This is a genomic window from Pseudomonas sp. SMN11 (assembly GCF_052041945.1).
GTDB lineage: Bacteria > Pseudomonadota > Gammaproteobacteria > Pseudomonadales > Pseudomonadaceae > Aquipseudomonas.
The window spans coordinates 89,370-108,144 of record NZ_JBKGGW010000018.1 but is presented as its reverse complement, the minus strand read 5'-3'; the positions used below and the strand labels follow the sequence as shown (position 1 = coordinate 108,144).

The following is an 18,775-nucleotide window of genomic DNA, read 5'->3' as shown; positions in this document are numbered from 1 at the left end:
GCAACGGTGACAACTTCAAGCACCTGTACAGCTTGGCCGACAAGCTTGGCGCTGCCGTCGGTGCCTCGCGCGCTGCGGTGGACGCAGGCTTCGTGCCGAACGACATGCAGGTCGGCCAGACCGGCAAAATCGTTGCGCCACAGCTGTACATCGCCGTCGGTATCTCCGGCGCGATCCAGCACCTGGCCGGCATGAAGGATTCCAAGGTGATCGTCGCGATCAACAAGGATGAAGAAGCGCCGATCTTCCAGGTGGCCGATTATGGCCTGGTCGCCGACCTGTTCGAGGCCGTTCCAGAGCTGGAAAAGCTGGTCTGATCCGCCTGCTTCACTTATAAAGAAGCCCGGCCCTCACACTGAGGGCCGGGCTTTTTTGTTGCCGGGCAAGGAGTGAAGGATGGTGTTGCGCGAAGCGGGCAGGGTGCTGGCATGCATGGTGGCGCTGCTGTCGCCGATGGTGATGGCGGCAGGCAAGTGCGAGCGACTGGTGGCAACCGGCAGCCCGGACGCACCGCCGTATGCCTGGCAAGACCCGAGCGACCCGAAACACCTGATCGGCGCCAATGTCGACCTGCTGCGCCAGGTGCTTGGCGAGCTGGGGGTGAAAGTCGAGGTGCTCAGTGCCGGTCGGCGCGATCAGGCGCTGGAGGAAGTGCGCAGTGGCCGCATGGACCTGCTGCTCGATACCCCCATGCAGGTGGAGCAGTTGACGGCGCTGGACTACATCCATCCGCCCTTGCAGCTCAATGAATACCTGGTCTGGACGCGCCATGACGCCACGCTGGAGTTCGACGGGCCGGCCGACCTGGCCAAGTACCAGGGCAGCCTGTCCGAACGTGCACGCCTGACCCCGGCGTTCACCGCTTTCGCCAAGGCCCAGCTGAAGCTGGTGCCGGCGCAGAACCTCACCCAGGCCTTCCAGAAACTGGTGCTGGGCCAGGTCGATTATGTATTGGCCGGTCGCTACTCGGGCATGGCCATGACCCAGAGCCTGGGCATGAGCAACAACCTCATCGCGCGCGGCTTGCCAGTGGACCGCCCTGGCCTGTACCTGGCCTTGTCGCACAATTCGGCCTGCAATGACGCGTGGTTGCGTGGGCAATTGGCGAAAAAGCTGACAGAATTGCCGATCTCCGGTGCGTCCGAAGCCGTGCTGCAACGTAATGTCGAGCGTTGGAAAGCGCAGATGCAAGTGCAGGCGGACGCCCCAAAACATTAGGAAGAGTGCGTGAGAACCCAATCCCTTATCCTGGCCGCGGCCATGCTCGGCCTGGCCGGCTGCGCCAATGACCCGGCGCCCAATGAGCAGATGCGAATTTCCGAGCAGGCGCTGGAGCAGGCCAAGGCAGTCGGAGCCACCGACCAGGTCGAGGCGCTGAAGCTGGCCGAAGACAAGTTCGCCCGGGCCAAGACCAACATGCTGACCGAGGACTACCGTGACGCACGCATGCGTGCCGAGCAGGCCGAGCTGGATGCCCGCCTGGCCGAGGCGCAGGTGCTGAACCAGAAGAGCGAAGAGCAGCTTCAGCTGCTGCAAACGCGGGTCAAGCGCCTGCGCAAGCAGTTGGAGGTGCAGCCATGATGCGCCTGAATGCGAAAACCGCGCTGGCACTGCTGGTGCTGACGGCCGGCTTGCAGGGTTGCGCCAGCCAGCGCAGTTCGGCTGCGCTGGATGACGCGACCGTGGCCTTCCAGAAGGTCAAGGACGATGCCGACGTGCTGCGCAGCGCCCCGCGTGACGTGATCCGTGCCGGTGAGTCGCTGTCCCGCGCCGAGCGCCTTTCCGGCTACATCGGCACTGGCAGCGACGTGCGCCATTATGCCTACCTGAGCCAGCGCTACAGCGAAATTGCCAGCGAGCACGCCAAGCTGGCACTGAGCGAGGAGCGTCGGGCCAAGCTCGACCTCGAACGCCAGCGTCTGCAGTTGGCCTTGCGTGAGGCCAAGCTGTCCAGTGTCCAGCAGCAGGGCAAGTGGGTGGAGAACCAGATTGCCGCGTTGGCCTCGGAGCAGGCTGACCGAGGCCTGGTGATGACCCTCAGTGACGTGCTGTTCGACACCGGCAGTGCCGACCTGAAGAACTCGGCCAGCCGCACGGTGCTCAAGCTGGTGCAGTTCCTCCAGCTCAATCCGCGTCGCGTGGTGCGGATCGAGGGCTATACCGACAGCACGGGGACGCCTGAAGATAACCTTGGTCTGTCGCGTGATCGTGCCCAGTCGGTGGCTGACATGCTGGTCGACCTGGGGATCGATGAGAAACGCCTGCAGGTCGAAGGCTATGGTGACCAGTACCCGATCGAGGCCAATGCTTCGGAGCGGGGCAGGGCGCAGAATCGCCGGGTGGAAATCGTCTTCTCCGACGATAAGGGTCGACTCGCGCCAGCCCGCTGATCACGTTGAAGAAGGGGCTGCGAAGCAGCCCCGGGTTCCATCGGCATAGTGCGTATTAATCGTTTTGACAGGTGTCACGCAACGGTATGGTTGACTACCTGGCCATCTGTCCCAGTACACTTTGCAACTGTTACGGTATGCTCTACCGTCAGTGAGTCGTACAAGAATAACGAGCCGCCTGCGCGTCGAGATACCGCCATGACCAACCTGCTGCTGTACCAGCGTATCGCCCAGCAACTGGCCGACGACATCCGTCGCGGTGTATACCAGCCGGGCGAACGCGTACCGTCCGTGCGCAAGATGAGCGCCCAGCTCAACGTCAGCCACGCCACGGTGTTGCAGGCCTACGCCAATCTCGAGGATCAGGGGCTGATCCGTGCCCGGCCGCAGTCGGGCTACTACGTGCATCAGACGCCCGCCCTGACCGCGCAGACGCCGGATATCGCTCGGGTGGAACGCCCTGGTCTGGTCACGCGTGCCAGCATCATTCAGCAGGTGCTGACCGAGGCACGCCGCGATGGCGTATTTCCGTTCGGAGCCGCGGTGCCGCACGTCGATTACCTGCCGGTGCGAGCTTTGCACCAGCAGATCGCCAAGGTCACCCGCTTCCACAGCCCGCGAGCCTTCAGCTACATGTTCAGCCCCGGCTTCGAGCCACTGCGCCGGCAGATCGCGATTCGCATGCGCGATGCCGGCGTGCTGGTCGACCCGCGTGAGGTGATTGTCACCCATGGCTGTGTCGATGCCTTGCAGATGTCGCTGCGGGTGCTGACCCGTCCGGGTGACCTGATCGCGGCCGAGTCGCCGACCTATTACGGGCTCCTGCAGTTGGCGGACCTGCTTGGGTTGAAGGTGATCGAGATCCCCAGTGACCCGTCCACCGGTATCAGCCTTGAAGCTTTGCAACTGGCCGCCAATCAGTGGTCGATCAAGGCCTTGGTGTTGACCACGCGCCTGAGCAACCCATTGGGCGGCACTGTGCCAGAGGAACGGCAGAAGCAGTTACTGCGCCTGGCATCGGATTTCGATATCCAGATCGTCGAAGACGACATCTATGGCGAACTGATGTTCGAGCAGGGCAAGACCAAAGCGCTCAAGGCCTTCGACCGGCTGGACCGGGTCATCTATTGCTCGAGCTTTTCCAAGACCCTTTCGCCCGGGGTGCGGGTCGGCTGGATGGTGGCGGGGCGTTATCAGGATGAAATCCAGCGCCTGCAGACGTTCACTACCCACTCGGCGTGCAGTGTGACGCAGATGGGCGTGGCGGCGTACCTGGAGAACGGTGGCTACGATCGGCATCTGCGCTATATCCGCCAGGAGTATCGCAAGAACCTCAGTGCCTACCAGCTGGCGGTTCAGCAGCACTTCCCGGAAGGTACCCAGATGACCCGGCCAACCGGCGGTTTCATCCTCTGGGTCAGCCTGCCGGGGCGGGTCAATACCCAGGAGTTGCATGTGCGTGCACTGGAGCAGGGCATCAGTATCGCGCCTGGGTTGATCTTCAGTAACACCGAGCAGTTCAACCACTGCATCCGGCTCAACTGCGGTATTCCATGGAACAAGGAGGCTGAGCGGGCGGTCATTACGCTCGGGCTTTTGGCGCAGCAACTGTGCAGAGAATCGCAGCCCTCACTTTTGTAGGCTTGCCAGCAGCGGGCGGAACAGAGAGCATACGCACTTTTACAATGCCGCCTGCCTGTCGATGTCCATGAATCTGTTGCGTAGTGTCGCCCTGATGATCTGTATTGCGCCGTTGTGCCTGCCTTTGGGTGGGGTCCAGGCTGCGCAGCCTGCTGCCCAGGTGCAGGCAGGGCATGACAAGGCGGCAAAGCCTGTAGCCAAAGCAAAGCCAGCGGCCAGCAAGGCCAAAGCCAAGCCCAAGCCCAAGCCCAAGAAGCCGGTCATCAAGGCGGTCACGCAGCCGTTGCCTAAAGCCAAGCTGGACCTGAGTCTGCCGAGCGACATGGTCAAGAACCTCGAACCTGAAGTGGGCGATCCTTCGACCCGTCGCAAACCTTTGCTGCCCGCCATGTTCACGGAAAAGCCGGAAACCAACGATAGCCCGTTTCAGCTCAACGGCCGGCTGATCAGCAACGAGATGCAGCTGCAGCTGCGCAACGAAAGCCGGCATGATGTGGAAGGCGCGGCGATCGATTTCCAGTTCCGCAACTGAGCTGGCTCAACTGACTGCCGGGTCACGGCCGTTTTCATCGGCTTGGCAATTTAAAACGCATGTTTGAGCGGTTACTATCCAGGGACGATCGTCCCGTTTTGTTCCAGGGAGTCCTGATTTAGCCATGAAGTGTCGTGAGGGTTGTGGTGCCTGCTGCATCGCCCCGTCCATCAGCTCCGCGATGCCGCGCATGCCCCAGGGCAAGCCGGCGGGTGAGCGCTGCCTGCACCTGACAGTGGAAAACCTTTGCGACCTGTTCGGCAAGCCCGAGCGGCCGGCGGTGTGTGGCGGTTTCAAGGCGGACATCGAGGTGTGTGGCAATGACCGCGACGAGGCAATCAGGATTCTTGGTTGGTGGGAGCAGATAACGGCGGCGTGAGAGGCTGGATCTTCGACAACAAGGATAAAACATGATGAGATCGTTCAAGCGTATTGCACTGCTGTGTGGCGTGGGTGTCCTGCTGGCGCCGGCTGCCTGGGCTGAAAACTGGCAGGTGGCCAAGGACGAAGATGGGATCAAGGTCTCGCTCAGCGAAGTGCCGGGCTCCAAGTACAAGGCCTACCAGGGCGTGACCCTGATCAAGGCGCCGCTGGCCAAGGTCCAGGCGCTGCAGGAAGACGTGGTCGGGGCTTGCAAGTGGATTCACGAGTGCAAGTCGCAGAAGTTGCTCAAGCATGAAGGTGACCAGAGCTGGACCTACACCCAGTTCAATACGCCGTGGCCGGTGACGCCGCGTGATTCCGTGTTGCATGTCACCACCATCAAGGGGGCAGACGGCAGCCTGACCCGCAATCTGGTCGAAGAACCGGCCTACATCCCGGAAGAGAAAGGTTTTGTACGGGTGGCGAAGGTGCAGGGCTTCTGGAAGCTGGTTCCCAAGGGTGACAGTACTGAAGTAACTTACCAGGTGCACACCGAGCCGGGCGGTAGCGTGCCATCGATGATCGCCAACAAGTTCGTGGTCGATTCGCCGTTCAATACCCTCAAAGGGTTGCGAGAACTGGCCGAGAAGAACTGAACTCGGCCCGGCAGGGCAATAAAAAAGGCTGCCCAAGGGCAGCCTTTTTGCGTTCGGCGGGTAAGGCTTACTTGCGGTCCTTCAGCTCGACGATGTCGCGCTGCAGTTCGCCGGTGTACAGCTGGCGAGGGCGGCCGATCTTGTACGGGCTGGAGAGCATTTCTTTCCAGTGCGAGATCCAGCCGACAGTACGTGCCAGGGCGAAGATCACGGTGAACATGCTGGTCGGAATGCCGATCGCCTTCAGGATGATGCCCGAGTAGAAGTCGACGTTCGGGTACAGCGAGCGCTCGATGAAGTACGGATCGGTCAGGGCGATCTCTTCCAGGCGCATGGCCAGTTCCAGCTGCGGATCGTTCTTGATGCCCAGCTCGCCCAGGACTTCGTCGCAGGTCTTCTTCATCACGGTGGCCCGCGGGTCGCGGTTCTTGTAGACACGGTGACCGAAGCCCATCAGCTTGAACGGGTCGTTCTTGTCCTTGGCCTTGGCGATGTACTTGTCGATGTTCGAGACATCGCCAATTTCATCGAGCATGGTCAGGACCGCTTCGTTCGCACCGCCGTGGGCCGGGCCCCACAGTGCGGCGATGCCGGCAGCGATGCAGGCGAACGGGTTCGCACCCGAGGAGCCCGCCAGGCGCACGGTGGAGGTGGAGGCGTTCTGCTCGTGGTCGGCGTGGAGGATGAAGATCCGGTCCATTGCCTTGGCCAGCACCGGGCTGATCGGTTTGATCTCGCACGGGGTGTTGAACATCATGTGCAGGAAGTTTTCCGCGTACGACAGGTCGTTGCGCGGGTACATCATCGGCTGGCCCATGGAGTACTTGTAAACCATCGCGGCCAGGGTCGGCATCTTGGCGACCAGGCGCACCGCGGAAATTTCGCGGTGTTGCGGGTTATTGATGTCCAGGGAGTCGTGGTAGAACGCCGACAGGGCGCCGACCACACCGCACATCACCGCCATCGGGTGAGCGTCGCGGCGGAAACCGTTGAAGAAGGACTTCAGCTGCTCGTGAACCATGGTGTGGTTCTTGACGGTGCTGACGAACTGGGCCTTCTGCTCGGCATTCGGCAGTTCGCCGTTGAGCAGCAGGTAGCAGGTTTCCAGGTAGTCCGATTTCTCGGCGAGCTGTTCGATCGGGTAGCCGCGGTGCAGCAGCACGCCCTTGTCGCCATCGATGTAGGTGATCTTCGACTCGCACGAAGCGGTCGCCATGAAACCAGGGTCGAAGGTGAAGTGACCAGTGGCCCCCAACCCGCGGACGTCGATTACATCAGGACCAACGGTGCCGGTTAAAATGGGCAGCTCGACGGGGGCAGCGCCCTCGATGACCAACTGCGCTTTTTTGTCAGCCATGTGGCCTCCTATTAATGCTTGAAATCATCAGACAGCCCCCCACGCAGGGCCCGCACCACTATAGAGAAGTAAATTCGAATGTCAATTTGCCTAAAGGCTGCTTGAAAGCGCCTCTGAAGGCTGATTTTTCTAGAATTTCTCGCCCATTTACGCCTTTTGCTCACTAAAGGCAATCCGCTATTTGGGCTACCCCGTCACGTTGTCATAAGCAGCCTAACTGTCTATACTCGGCACCCGACTCCCAGGGGCTTGCAAGCCCGAACTGCTGGGGGTCGCCGTTCCCTGGGTGGTGGGTACCTGACCAGTACACTTACCAACAACTTTGCCCTGATTCGCTAGGGGCTCTTCAGTGTGAAAAAAGCCGTGAAAAGCCAACGACCTGTAAACCTAGACCTAAGGACCATCAAGCTTCCTGTCACTGCGTACACGTCCATTCTGCACCGTATCTCCGGCGTCATCCTGTTCCTCGGCCTTGCCATCATGCTTTATGCACTGGGCAAGTCGCTGGGTTCCGAGGAAGGCTTCGGTGAGGTGAAGGCGTGTCTGACCAGCCCGCTGGCCAAGTTCGTGACCTGGGGCCTGCTGTCCGCCCTGCTTTATCACCTCGTGGCAGGTGTACGCCACCTGATCATGGACATGGGTATCGGTGAGACGCTGGAAGGCGGCAAGCTGGGCTCGAAAATCGTGATCGTCATCTCCGTGGTGCTGATCGTTCTGGTGGGAGTTTGGGTATGGTAACCAATGTCACGAACCTGTCGCGTTCGGGCCTCTATGACTGGATGGCGCAGCGCGTATCGGCGGTCGTTCTCGCGGCTTACTTCATCTTCCTGATCGGCTACGTGGTCTGCCACCCAGGCATCGACTACACCCAGTGGCATGGTCTGTTCTCCAACAACGCGATGCGGATCTTCAGTCTGCTGGCCCTCGTTGCCCTGGGCGCTCACGCCTGGGTCGGCATGTGGACCATCGCCACCGACTACCTGACGCCGATGTCGTTCGGCAAGTCGGCGACTGCGATTCGTTTCCTGTTCCAGGCGGTATGCGGCGTTGCAATGTTCGCTTACTTCGTCTGGGGTGTGCAGATTCTCTGGGGTATCTGATCCATGGCTAGCATTCCAACCATTTCCTTCGACGCCATCATCATCGGTGGCGGCGGCGCCGGCATGCGCGCAGCGCTGCAGCTGGCCCAAGGCGGTCACAAGACTGCCGTAGTCACCAAGGTCTTCCCGACCCGTTCGCACACTGTATCCGCCCAGGGCGGCATCACCTGCGCCATCGCTTCGGCCGACCCGAACGACGACTGGCGCTGGCACATGTACGATACCGTCAAGGGTTCCGACTACATCGGTGACCAGGACGCTATCGAATACATGTGTCAGGAAGGCCCGGCTGCGGTCTTCGAACTGGACCACATGGGCCTGCCGTTCTCGCGTACCGAAACCGGCCGTATCTACCAGCGTCCGTTCGGTGGCCAGTCCAAGGACTTCGGTAAAGGTGGCCAGGCCGCCCGTACCTGTGCTGCTTCCGACCGTACCGGTCACGCGCTGCTGCACACCCTGTATCAGGGCAACCTGAAAGCCGGTACCACCTTCCTCAACGAGTACTATGCCGTTGACCTGGTGAAGAACCAGGAAGGCGCCTTTGTCGGTGTGATCGCGATCTGCATCGAAACCGGCGAAACCATGTACATCAAGTCCAAGGCTACTGTACTGGCCACTGGCGGTGCCGGCCGTATCTACGCCTCCACCACCAACGCCCTGATCAACACCGGTGACGGTATCGGCATGGCCCTGCGTGCAGGCGTACCGGTACAGGACATCGAAATGTGGCAGTTCCACCCGACCGGCATCGCCGGCGCCGGTGTACTGGTCACCGAAGGTTGCCGCGGTGAGGGTGGCTACCTGATCAACGCCCACGGCGAGCGCTTCATGGAGCGTTACGCGCCGAACGCGAAAGACCTGGCCGGCCGCGACGTGGTTGCCCGTTCCATGGTCAAGGAAATCATCGCCGGCAACGGCGTGGGCCCGAACAAGGACCACGTACTGCTGAAGCTGGACCACCTGGGCGAGGAAGTGCTGCACAGCCGCCTGCCAGGCATCTGCGAACTGTCCAAGACCTTCGCCCACGTCGACCCGGTGGTCGCGCCGGTACCGGTCGTTCCGACCTGCCACTACATGATGGGTGGCGTTGCCACCAACATCCATGGCCAGGCCATCACCATGGACGAAGAAGGCAAGGATCACATCATTCCTGGCCTGTTCGCCGTAGGTGAAGTGGCGTGCGTATCGGTACACGGCGCCAACCGCCTGGGCGGCAACTCGCTGCTCGACCTGGTGGTGTTCGGCCGTGCTGCCGGCCTGCACCTGGAGAAGGCGCTGAGCGACGGCATCGAGCACCTCGACGCCAGCGATACCGACATCGATGTTGCCCTGAGCCGCCTGAGCAAGCTCAACGAGCGCACTTCCGGTGAAGACGTTGCCAGCCTGAAGCGCGAGCTGCAGAGCTGCATGCAGAACTACTTCGGTGTATTCCGTACTGGCGAATACATGCAGAAGGGTATCGAGCAGCTGGCCGGCCTGCGCGAGCGCATTGCCAACGTCAAGATCAACGACAAGTCCCAGGCCTTCAACACCGCGCGTATCGAAGCGCTGGAGCTGCAGAACCTGCTGGAAGTTGCCGAAGCTACCGCCATTGCGGCCGAAGCCCGTAAAGAGTCCCGCGGCGCTCACGCCCGTGAAGACTTCGAAGACCGTGACGACGAAAACTGGCTGTGCCACACCCTGTACTACCCGGGTGAGAAGCGCGTCGCCAAGCGTGGCGTCAACTTTGCGCCGAAGACTGTTCCAGCCTTCGAACCAAAAGTCCGGACTTACTAAGGGTGGCTGCTATGTTGAAAGTCGAAGTTTATCGTTACAACCCGGACACCGACTCGGCGCCCAAGATGGAGTCGTTCGACGTCGATACCGGCGGCAAGGACCTGATGGTGCTGGACGTGCTGGCGCTGATCAAGGAGAAGGACGAGGGTTTCTCGTACCGTCGCTCCTGCCGTGAAGGCGTTTGCGGTTCCGATGGCATGAACATGAACGGCAAGAACGGCCTGGCCTGCATCACCCCGCTGTCGGGCGTGGTCAAGGGCAACAAGCTGGTTCTGCGTCCGCTGCCAGGCCTGCCAGTCATTCGTGACCTGGTGGTCGACATGAGCATCTTCTACAAGCAGTACGAGAAGGTGAAGCCGTTCCTGCAGAACGACACTCCGGCTCCGGCCATCGAGCGTCTGCAGTCGCCGGAAGATCGCGACAAGCTGGACGGTCTGTACGAGTGCATCCTGTGCGCTTGCTGCTCGACCTCCTGCCCGTCGTTCTGGTGGAACCCGGACAAGTTCCTGGGCCCAGCCGCCTTGCTGCAGGCCTATCGCTTCCTGGCCGACAGCCGTGACACCAAGACCCAGGAGCGCCTGGCGTCCCTGGATGACCCGTTCAGCGTATTCCGCTGCCGCGGGATCATGAACTGCGTCAACGTTTGCCCGAAGGGTCTGAACCCTACCAAGGCAATCGGTCACGTACGTAACATGCTGCTGCAAAGCGGCACCTGATACAAAGCGTTGTAACTGCAGTAAGCCGAGGTGCGGGTGGTGAGCCCGCACTGAGGTAAAACCTGAGCAAGGGCCCACAAAGCCCGCGCTCGATACCTATGAAGATATGAGACCAGCAGGGGCTTTCCGGGCTGGTACCCGGAAAATCAGCAGGATCCAAGTGGCGTGGTTCAGTCGCTTTATTCGGACTTTTCCAGGTTTGCTGTGGCTCTCGCCGATCAGTCCCCTAACCGAGGGTGACCAAGCATGCAAGAAAGCGTGATGCAGCGCATGTGGGATAGCGCCCACCTTTCAGGTGGTAACGCTGCATATGTGGAAGAGCTCTATGAGCTCTACCTGCACGACCCTAACGCTGTGCCAGAAGAGTGGCGCACTTACTTCCAGAAGTTGCCAGCCGACGGCAGCACCGCTACCGATGTATCGCACTCGACGATCCGCGACCATTTCGTACTGCTGGCAAAGAACCAGCGCCGCGCCCAACCGGTTTCCGCCGGGAGCGTGAGCACAGAACACGAGAAGAAGCAGGTTGAAGTTCTGCGACTGATCCAGGCCTATCGTATGCGCGGCCATCAGGCTGCCAAGCTCGACCCGTTGGGGTTGTGGCAGCGACCTGCGCCTGTAGACCTGTCGATCAATCACTACGGCTTGACCAATGCCGATCTTGATACGACCTTCCGTGCCGGCGACCTGTTCATCGGCAAAGAGGAGGGGAGCCTACGCGAGATCTTCGAGGCACTCCAGAAGACATATTGTCGCACCATTGGCGCCGAGTTCACCCACATCGTCGATTCCGAGCAGCGCAGCTGGTTCCAGCAGCGCCTGGAAAGCGTGCGCGGCCGTCCGGAATTCTCGGTCGACGTGCAGACGCACCTGCTTGAGCGCGTGACTGCCGGTGAAGGCCTCGAGAAGTACCTGGGCACCAAGTATCCGGGCACCAAGCGTTTCGGCCTCGAGGGCGGCGAAAGCCTGATCCCGATGCTGGACGAAATGATCCAGCGCTCCGGCTCCTACGGCACCAAGGAAGTCGTGATCGGCATGGCCCACCGCGGCCGTCTGAACGTTCTGGTCAACACCTTCGGCAAGAACCCGCGCGAGCTGTTCGACGAGTTCGAAGGCAAGAAGATGAACGAGCTGGGCTCCGGTGACGTGAAGTATCACCAGGGCTTCTCTTCGAACGTGATGACTCCCGGTGGCGAAGTTCACCTGGCCATGGCGTTCAACCCGTCCCACCTGGAAATCGTCTCGCCAGTGGTGGAAGGTTCGGTGCGCGCCCGTCAGGACCGTCGCAACGACACCGTGGGTGACAAGGTTCTGCCGATCTCGATCCACGGCGACGCTGCATTCGCCGGCCAGGGCGTGGTCATGGAAACCTTCCAGATGTCGCAGACCCGCGGTTTCAAGACCGGCGGTACCGTGCACATCGTGATCAACAACCAGGTTGGTTTCACCATCAGCAACCCGCTGGACGCACGTTCCACCGAGTACGCCACCGACGTCGCCAAGATGATTCAGGCGCCGATCCTGCACGTCAACGGTGACGATCCGGAAGCGGTGCTGTTCGTGACCCAGCTGGCCATCGATTACCGCATGCAGTTCAAGCGTGACGTGGTCATCGACCTGGTCTGCTACCGTCGCCGCGGCCACAACGAGGCCGACGAGCCAAACGGCACTCAGCCTCTGATGTACCAGCAGATCACCAAGCAGCGCACGACCCGTGAGCTGTACGCTGAGGCGCTGATCCAGGCCGGTCGCATCGATGCCGAGCGTGCTCAGGCCAAGATCGACGAGTACCGCAACGCCCTGGACAACGGCCTGCACGTGGTGAAGAGCCTGGTCAAGGAGCCGAACCGCGAGCTGTTCGTCGACTGGCGTCCGTACCTGGGCCACGCCTGGACCGCGCGTCACGACACCCGCTTCGACCTCAAGACCCTGCAGGACCTGTCGGCCAAGCTGCTGGAACTGCCGGAAGGCTTCGTCGTCCAGCGTCAGGTCGCGAAGATCTACGAAGATCGCCAGAAGATGCAGGCCGGTGGCTTGCCGATCAACTGGGGTTATGCAGAGACCATGGCCTACGCCACCCTGCAGTTCGAAGGTCACCCGATCCGCATGACCGGCCAGGACATCGGCCGTGGCACCTTCTCGCACCGTCACGCGGTGCTGCACAACCAGAAGGACGCCAGCACCTACGTACCGCTGAAGAACCTGTTCCCGGGCCAGCCACGTTTCGACCTGTACGACTCCTTCCTGTCGGAAGAAGCAGTACTGGCCTTCGAATACGGCTACTCGACCACCACGCCGAACGCGCTGGTGATCTGGGAAGCCCAGTTCGGCGACTTCGCCAACGGTGCCCAGGTGGTGATCGACCAGTTCATCACCAGCGGCGAGCACAAGTGGGGCCGCCTGTGCGGTCTGACCATGCTGCTGCCACACGGTTATGAAGGGCAGGGCCCGGAGCACTCCTCCGCGCGTCTGGAGCGTTACCTGCAGCTGTGCGCCGAGCACAACATCCAGGTCTGCGTACCGACCACCCCGGCACAGATCTACCACCTGCTGCGTCGCCAGGTCATTCGCCCGCTGCGCAAGCCGCTGGTGGTCCTGACGCCGAAGTCGCTGCTGCGCCACAAGCTGGCCATCTCGACCCTGGAAGACCTGGCAGAAGGCTCGTTCCAGACCGTGATCCCGGAAATCGACAGCCTCGATCCGGCCAAGGTCGAACGCCTGGTCCTGTGCAGCGGCAAGGTCTACTACGACCTGCTGGAAAAACGCCGTGCCGAAGGCCGTGAAGACATCGCGATCCTGCGTCTGGAACAGCTGTATCCGTTCCCTGAAGACGACCTGGTCGAAATCCTGGCGCAATACACCAACCTCAAGCATGCGGTCTGGTGCCAGGAAGAACCGATGAACCAGGGCGCCTGGTACAGCAGTCAGCACCACATGCGCCGTATCCTGGGCCGCCACAACAAGGCGCTGGTCCTGGAATACGCCGGCCGCGACGCTTCCGCCGCGCCAGCCTGTGGTTACGCATCGAAGCACGCCGAGCAGCAGGAAAAACTGCTGCAAGACGCCTTCACTGTTTAATGCCTTCGCGCACCTGAAACCGAATTTAAGGAAACACAGATAATGGCTATCGAGATCAAAGCCCCAACCTTCCCGGAATCGGTTGCCGATGGCACCGTTGCCACCTGGCACAAGCAGCCGGGCGATGCCGTCAAGCGTGACGAGCTGATCGTCGACATCGAGACCGACAAGGTCGTCCTGGAAGTGCTGGCTACCGCCGATGGCGTGCTGGGCGCCATCGTCAAGGGCGAGGGCGACACCGTTCTGTCCGACGAAGTGCTGGGTTCGATCGTTGAAGGTGGTGCTGCCGCCGCTGCTCCAGCTGCTGCCCCGGCCGCTGCTGCTCCGGCTGCCGCTGCTGCCGCCGACGCTGGCGAAGACGACCCGATCGCAGCTCCTGCCGCGCGCAAGCTGGCTGAAGAGAGCGGTATCGACCTGGCTACCGTTGCCGGCACTGGCAAAGGTGGTCGCATCACCAAGGAAGACGTCGTCGCCGCCGTCGCCAACAAGAAGTCGGCTCCGGCCCCGGCTGCCAAGCCTGCCGCTGCCGCTGCTGCTGCCCCGGTTGTGGTTGCCGCTGGCGACCGTACCGAGAAGCGCGTGCCGATGACCCGCCTGCGCGCCAAGATCGCCGAGCGTCTGGTCGAAGCCCAGTCGAACATGGCCATGCTGACCACCTTCAACGAAGTCGACATGACCGAAGTCATGGCCCTGCGTTTGAAGTACAAGGACCTGTTCGAGAAGACCCACAACGGCGTACGCCTGGGCTTCATGTCGTTCTTCGTCAAGGCCGCCACCGAAGCCCTGAAGCGCTTCCCGGCAGTCAACGCGTCGATCGACGGCAACGACATCGTCTACCACGGCTTTGCCGACGTCGGCGTTGCCGTGTCCAGCGACCGCGGCCTGGTGGTGCCGGTGCTGCGTAACGCTGAATCGATGAGCCTGGCTGAAATCGAAAACGGCATCGCCACCTTCGGCAAGAAGGCTCGTGACGGCAAGCTGGCCATCGAAGAAATGACCGGCGGCACCTTCACCATCACCAACGGCGGTACCTTCGGTTCGATGATGTCGACCCCGATCGTCAACCCGCCGCAGGCCGCGATTCTCGGCATGCACAACATCATCCAGCGTCCGATGGCCATCAACGGCCAAGTGGTAATCCGCCCGATGATGTACCTGGCGCTGTCGTACGATCACCGCCTGATCGATGGTAAGGAAGCGGTAACCTTCCTGGTCACCATCAAGAACCTGCTGGAAGATCCGTCTCGCCTGCTGCTGGACATCTAACCCTCTGGCTGCGTACCGTGCCGGCCCTGGCTTCGCGAGAAGCCATGCCGCGCGGTTCGCGGCCTGTAGCTTGTAGCTGATAAGGAATCTTTTATGACCCAGAAATTCGACGTAGTGGTAATCGGTGCTGGTCCTGGCGGCTATGTTGCTGCCATCAAGGCCGCACAACTTGGTCTGAAGACTGCCTGTATCGAGAAGTACACTGACGCCGAGGGCAAGCTGGCCCTGGGCGGCACCTGCCTGAACGTAGGTTGCATCCCGTCCAAGGCGCTGCTGGACAGCTCCTGGAAGTACAAGGAAGCCAAAGAGAGCTTCAACGTCCACGGTATCTCCACTGGCGAAGTGAAGATGGACGTCGCCGCGATGGTTGGCCGCAAGGCCGGCATCGTGAAGAACCTGACCGGTGGCGTTGCCACCCTGTTCAAGGCCAACGGCGTTACCTCGATCCAGGGCCACGGCAAGCTGCTGGCTGGCAAGAAGGTCGAAGTCACCAAGGCTGATGGCACCACCGAAGTCATCGAAGCCGAGAACGTGATCCTCGCTTCCGGCTCGCGTCCGATCGACATTCCGCCGGCTCCGGTCGACCAGAACGTCATCGTCGACTCCACCGGCGCCCTGGAATTCCAGGCCGTACCGAAGCGCCTGGGCGTGATCGGTGCTGGCGTGATCGGCCTGGAACTGGGCTCGGTATGGGCTCGCCTGGGTGCTGAAGTCACCGTCCTGGAAGCCCTGGACACCTTCCTGATGGCTGCCGACACCGCCGTGTCGAAAGAAGCCCAGAAGACCCTGACCAAGCAAGGCCTGGACATCAAGCTGGGCGCTCGCGTCACTGGCTCGAAAGTCAACGGCAACGAAGTCGAAGTGACCTACACCAACGCCGAAGGCGAGCAGAAGATCACCTTCGACAAGCTGATCGTTGCGGTCGGCCGTCGTCCGGTGACCACCGATCTGCTGGCTGCCGACAGCGGCGTGACCATCGACGAGCGTGGCTACATCTTCGTCGATGACTACTGCGCTACCAGCGTTCCGGGCGTCTACGCCATCGGTGACGTGGTGCGTGGCATGATGCTGGCGCACAAGGCCTCGGAAGAGGGCATCATGGTCGTCGAGCGCATCAAGGGCCACAAGGCTCAGATGAACTACGACCTGATTCCGTCGGTTATCTACACCCACCCGGAAATCGCGTGGGTCGGCAAGACCGAACAAGCCTTGAAGGCCGAGGGTGTTGAGGTTAACGTAGGCACCTTCCCGTTCGCGGCCAGCGGCCGTGCGATGGCAGCCAACGATACCGGTGGTTTCGTCAAGGTCATCGCCGACGCCAAGACCGACCGCGTCCTGGGTGTTCACGTGATTGGCCCATCGGCTGCCGAACTGGTACAGCAGGGCGCAATCGCAATGGAATTCGGCACCAGTGCCGAGGATCTGGGCATGATGGTCTTCAGCCATCCAACCCTGTCCGAAGCGTTGCATGAAGCAGCGCTGGCAGTGAATGGCGGCGCCATTCACGTGGCCAACCGTAAGAAGCGTTAATTATAAGAAACCACGGCGGGCTGCCCGTCGTGAGTCTTGCGCGCATGACTCACCGCGGAACGTCCGCCGGACCGGACTACACGGGAAAACCCGGGGTCAATGGTCACAGGTGGTGCGGCGCCAGCAATGGCGCAGCGCCGAAGCGCAGTACCTAACGAAGACGGTAAAAAGCATGAATCTTCACGAGTATCAGGGTAAGCAGCTGTTCGCTGAATACGGCCTGCCAGTTTCCAAGGGTTTCGCTGTCGATACCCCTGAGCAAGCTGCAGAAGCCTGCGACAAGATCGGCGGGAACGAGTGGGTAGTAAAAGCCCAGGTTCACGCGGGTGGTCGCGGTAAAGCGGGCGGCGTCAAGCTGGTTCGCAGCAAGGAAGACGCCAAGGCGTTCGCTGCACAGTGGTTGGGCAAGAATCTGGTGACCTACCAGACCGATGCCAACGGTCAACCCGTCTCCAAGATTCTGGTCGAATCCTGCACTGACATCGCCAAAGAGCTGTACCTGGGCGCTGTAGTGGATCGTTCGAGCCGCCGTATCGTGTTCATGGCTTCCACCGAAGGTGGCGTGGACATCGAGAAAGTTGCTCACGAAACTCCTGAGAAGATCCTCAAGGCTACCATCGACCCACTGGTTGGCGCTCAGCCGTTCCAGGGTCGTGAGCTCGCGTTCCAGCTGGGTCTGGAAGGCAAGCAAGTTCAACAGTTCGCCAAGATCTTCGTTGGCCTGGCCAAGCTGTTCAAGGATCACGATCTGGCGCTGCTGGAAGTGAACCCGCTGGTAATCAAGGCCGACGGCGACCTGCACTGCCTCGATGCCAAGATCAACATCGACGCCAACGCCATGTACCGTCAGCCCAAGCTGAAGACCTTCCACGACCCGTCGCAGGACGACGCCCGTGAAGCCCACGCTGCCAAGTTCGAACTGAACTACGTTGCCCTCGAAGGCAACATCGGCTGCATGGTCAACGGTGCCGGCCTGGCCATGGGTACCATGGACATCGTCAACCTGCACGGCGGCAAGCCAGCCAACTTCCTCGACGTGGGCGGCGGCGCTACCAAAGAGCGCGTTACCGAAGCGTTCAAGATCATTCTGTCCGACAGCAATGTCGCGGCCGTTCTGGTCAACATCTTCGGCGGCATCGTTCGCTGCGACATGATTGCCGAAGGCATCATCGGTGCAGTGAAAGAAGTCGGCGTCAAGGTTCCGGTTGTCGTTCGCCTTGAAGGCAACAACGCCGAACTGGGCGCTAAAGTATTGGCAGAAAGCGGTTTGAACATCATTGCGGCCACCAGCCTGACCGACGCTGCTCAACAAGTTGTCAAAGCTGCGGAGGGCAAGTAATGAGCGTCCTGATCAATAAAGATACCAAAGTCATCTGCCAGGGCTTCACCGGCTCGCAGGGTACTTTCCACTCCGAACAAGCCATCGCCTACGGCACCAAGATGGTCGGCGGCGTTACTCCAGGCAAGGGTGGCACCACCCACCTGGGCCTGCCGGTGTTCAACACCGTCAAGGAAGCCGTGGAAGCTACCGGCGCTGACGCTTCGGTCATCTACGTTCCGGCTCCTTTCTGCAAGGACTCGATCCTGGAAGCAGCCTTCGGCGGCATCAAGCTGATCGTCTGCATCACCGAAGGCATTCCTACCCTGGACATGCTGGATGCCAAGGTCAAGTGCGACGAGCTGGGCGTGACCCTGATCGGCCCTAACTGCCCAGGCGTCATCACTCCGGGCGAGTGCAAGATCGGCATCATGCCAGGCCACATCCACCTGCCAGGCAAGGTCGGTATCGTTTCGCGTTCCGGCACCCTGACCTACGAAGCGGTCAAGCAGACCACCGACGCCGGCTTCGGCCAGTCGACCTGCGTGGGCATCGGTGGCGACCCGATCCCAGGCTCCAACTTCATCGACATCCTGAAGCTGTTCCAGGAAGACCCGAAGACCGAAGCGATCGTCATGATCGGTGAGATCGGCGGTTCGGCTGAAGAAGAAGCGGCGGCCTACATCAAGGCCAACGTCACCAAGCCAGTCGTTTCCTACATCGCCGGTGTTACTGCACCTGCGGGCAAGCGCATGGGCCACGCTGGCGCCATCATCTCCGGCGGCAAGGGCACTGCGGACGAGAAATTCGCTGCGCTGCAGGACGCTGGTGTGAAGACCGTGCGTTCCCTGGCTGACATCGGCAAGGCCCTGGCCGAGCTGACCGGCTGGGAAGCCAAGAAGTAATACCTGCTACACCCCCCACGCGCACAGAGGCCACCTTCGGGTGGCCTTTGTCGTTTTTGGGTTTGGGTTTTCCTGTGGCGGCCTCTCGCGAAGAGGCCGGCGCAGGCAGCAAAGAATTTTCGATGAGTTTGATAGGAATTTTCGTAC

18 protein-coding genes are annotated in these 18,775 nt (G+C 61.1%); 17 read left to right on the top strand and 1 reads right to left on the bottom strand.

Features of this window, described 5'->3' with window-relative positions; translation table 11 throughout:
- From ACLEJU_RS16615 to ACLEJU_RS16580, 8 genes are all read left to right on the top strand, one after another.
- Positions 1–317, top strand: a 317-nt coding sequence (locus tag ACLEJU_RS16615) for an FAD-binding protein (RefSeq protein ID WP_279856028.1), incomplete at its 5' end; no start/stop codon positions are given.
- Between the two features lie 79 nt (positions 318–396).
- The gene (locus ACLEJU_RS16610; protein ID WP_435422567.1) at positions 397–1,218 is read left to right on the top strand and encodes a substrate-binding periplasmic protein; all 822 of its coding nucleotides are present in this window, start codon (positions 397–399) and stop codon (positions 1,216–1,218) included.
- 9 nt (positions 1,219–1,227) lie between these two features.
- Positions 1,228–1,581: a DUF4398 domain-containing protein gene (locus ACLEJU_RS16605; protein WP_435422568.1), complete on the top strand. Its 354-nt coding sequence runs from the start codon at positions 1,228–1,230 to the stop codon at positions 1,579–1,581.
- The gene (locus ACLEJU_RS16600; RefSeq protein ID WP_435422633.1) at positions 1,581–2,390 is read left to right on the top strand and encodes an OmpA family protein; all 810 of its coding nucleotides are present in this window, start codon (positions 1,581–1,583) and stop codon (positions 2,388–2,390) included. The genes ACLEJU_RS16605 and ACLEJU_RS16600 overlap by 1 nt, the downstream gene beginning before the upstream one ends.
- A gap of 198 nt (positions 2,391–2,588) precedes the next feature.
- Positions 2,589–4,031 (top strand): aminotransferase-like domain-containing protein, encoded by a 1,443-nt coding sequence (locus ACLEJU_RS16595; protein WP_027921315.1) that lies wholly within the window; start codon positions 2,589–2,591, stop codon positions 4,029–4,031.
- A gap of 67 nt (positions 4,032–4,098) precedes the next feature.
- Positions 4,099–4,563 carry a hypothetical protein gene (locus ACLEJU_RS16590; protein ID WP_435422569.1) on the top strand — a complete coding sequence of 155 codons (465 nt, stop codon included), beginning with the start codon at positions 4,099–4,101 and terminating at the stop codon, positions 4,561–4,563.
- A 124-nt stretch (positions 4,564–4,687) separates the two neighbouring features.
- The gene (locus ACLEJU_RS16585; protein ID WP_435422570.1) at positions 4,688–4,942 is read left to right on the top strand and encodes a YkgJ family cysteine cluster protein; all 255 of its coding nucleotides are present in this window, start codon (positions 4,688–4,690) and stop codon (positions 4,940–4,942) included.
- Positions 4,943–4,976: 34 nt separating this feature from the next.
- Entirely contained in the window at positions 4,977–5,582 is a 606-nt protein-coding gene (locus ACLEJU_RS16580) for an START domain-containing protein (protein WP_435422634.1), read from the top strand.
- Between the two features lie 67 nt (positions 5,583–5,649).
- On the opposite strand, the gene gltA is transcribed toward ACLEJU_RS16580, so the two are convergent.
- Positions 5,650–6,939 carry a citrate synthase gene (gene gltA / locus ACLEJU_RS16575; RefSeq protein ID WP_054899921.1) on the bottom strand — a complete coding sequence of 430 codons (1,290 nt, stop codon included), beginning with the start codon at positions 6,937–6,939 and terminating at the stop codon, positions 5,650–5,652.
- A gap of 351 nt (positions 6,940–7,290) precedes the next feature.
- Here gltA and sdhC point away from each other — a divergent pair, with 351 nt between their 5' ends.
- The 9 genes from sdhC (at position 7,291) to sucD (ending at position 18,628) form a co-directional block, all read left to right on the top strand.
- Complete coding sequence (gene sdhC, locus ACLEJU_RS16570) at positions 7,291–7,677, top strand: succinate dehydrogenase, cytochrome b556 subunit (protein ID WP_012315350.1); 387 nt, start codon at positions 7,291–7,293, stop codon at positions 7,675–7,677.
- Positions 7,671–8,039 carry a succinate dehydrogenase, hydrophobic membrane anchor protein gene (sdhD, locus tag ACLEJU_RS16565; RefSeq protein ID WP_027921320.1) on the top strand — a complete coding sequence of 123 codons (369 nt, stop codon included), beginning with the start codon at positions 7,671–7,673 and terminating at the stop codon, positions 8,037–8,039. The genes sdhC and sdhD overlap by 7 nt, the downstream gene beginning before the upstream one ends.
- Positions 8,040–8,042: 3 nt before the next feature.
- A complete protein-coding gene (sdhA, locus tag ACLEJU_RS16560) occupies positions 8,043–9,815 on the top strand; it encodes a succinate dehydrogenase flavoprotein subunit (RefSeq protein ID WP_159411395.1) in 1,773 nt (590 codons plus the stop codon).
- Positions 9,816–9,826: 11 nt separating this feature from the next.
- Positions 9,827–10,531 carry a succinate dehydrogenase iron-sulfur subunit gene (locus tag ACLEJU_RS16555; RefSeq protein WP_012315348.1) on the top strand — a complete coding sequence of 235 codons (705 nt, stop codon included), beginning with the start codon at positions 9,827–9,829 and terminating at the stop codon, positions 10,529–10,531.
- 246 nt (positions 10,532–10,777) lie between these two features.
- A complete protein-coding gene (locus ACLEJU_RS16550; protein ID WP_159411394.1) occupies positions 10,778–13,609 on the top strand; it encodes a 2-oxoglutarate dehydrogenase E1 component in 2,832 nt (943 codons plus the stop codon).
- Positions 13,610–13,651: 42 nt separating this feature from the next.
- Entirely contained in the window at positions 13,652–14,875 is a 1,224-nt protein-coding gene (gene odhB / locus ACLEJU_RS16545) for a 2-oxoglutarate dehydrogenase complex dihydrolipoyllysine-residue succinyltransferase (RefSeq protein ID WP_435422571.1), read from the top strand.
- Between the two features lie 93 nt (positions 14,876–14,968).
- Positions 14,969–16,405 carry a dihydrolipoyl dehydrogenase gene (gene lpdA / locus ACLEJU_RS16540; protein WP_003254207.1) on the top strand — a complete coding sequence of 479 codons (1,437 nt, stop codon included), beginning with the start codon at positions 14,969–14,971 and terminating at the stop codon, positions 16,403–16,405.
- A gap of 172 nt (positions 16,406–16,577) precedes the next feature.
- Positions 16,578–17,744, top strand: coding sequence for an ADP-forming succinate--CoA ligase subunit beta (gene sucC / locus ACLEJU_RS16535; RefSeq protein ID WP_003254205.1), 1,167 nt, complete (start codon positions 16,578–16,580; stop codon positions 17,742–17,744).
- Positions 17,744–18,628 (top strand): succinate--CoA ligase subunit alpha, encoded by an 885-nt coding sequence (gene sucD, locus ACLEJU_RS16530; RefSeq protein WP_016393102.1) that lies wholly within the window; start codon positions 17,744–17,746, stop codon positions 18,626–18,628. Before sucC ends, sucD begins: the two co-directional genes overlap by 1 nt.
- The last annotated feature ends 147 nt before the right edge of the window (positions 18,629–18,775 follow it).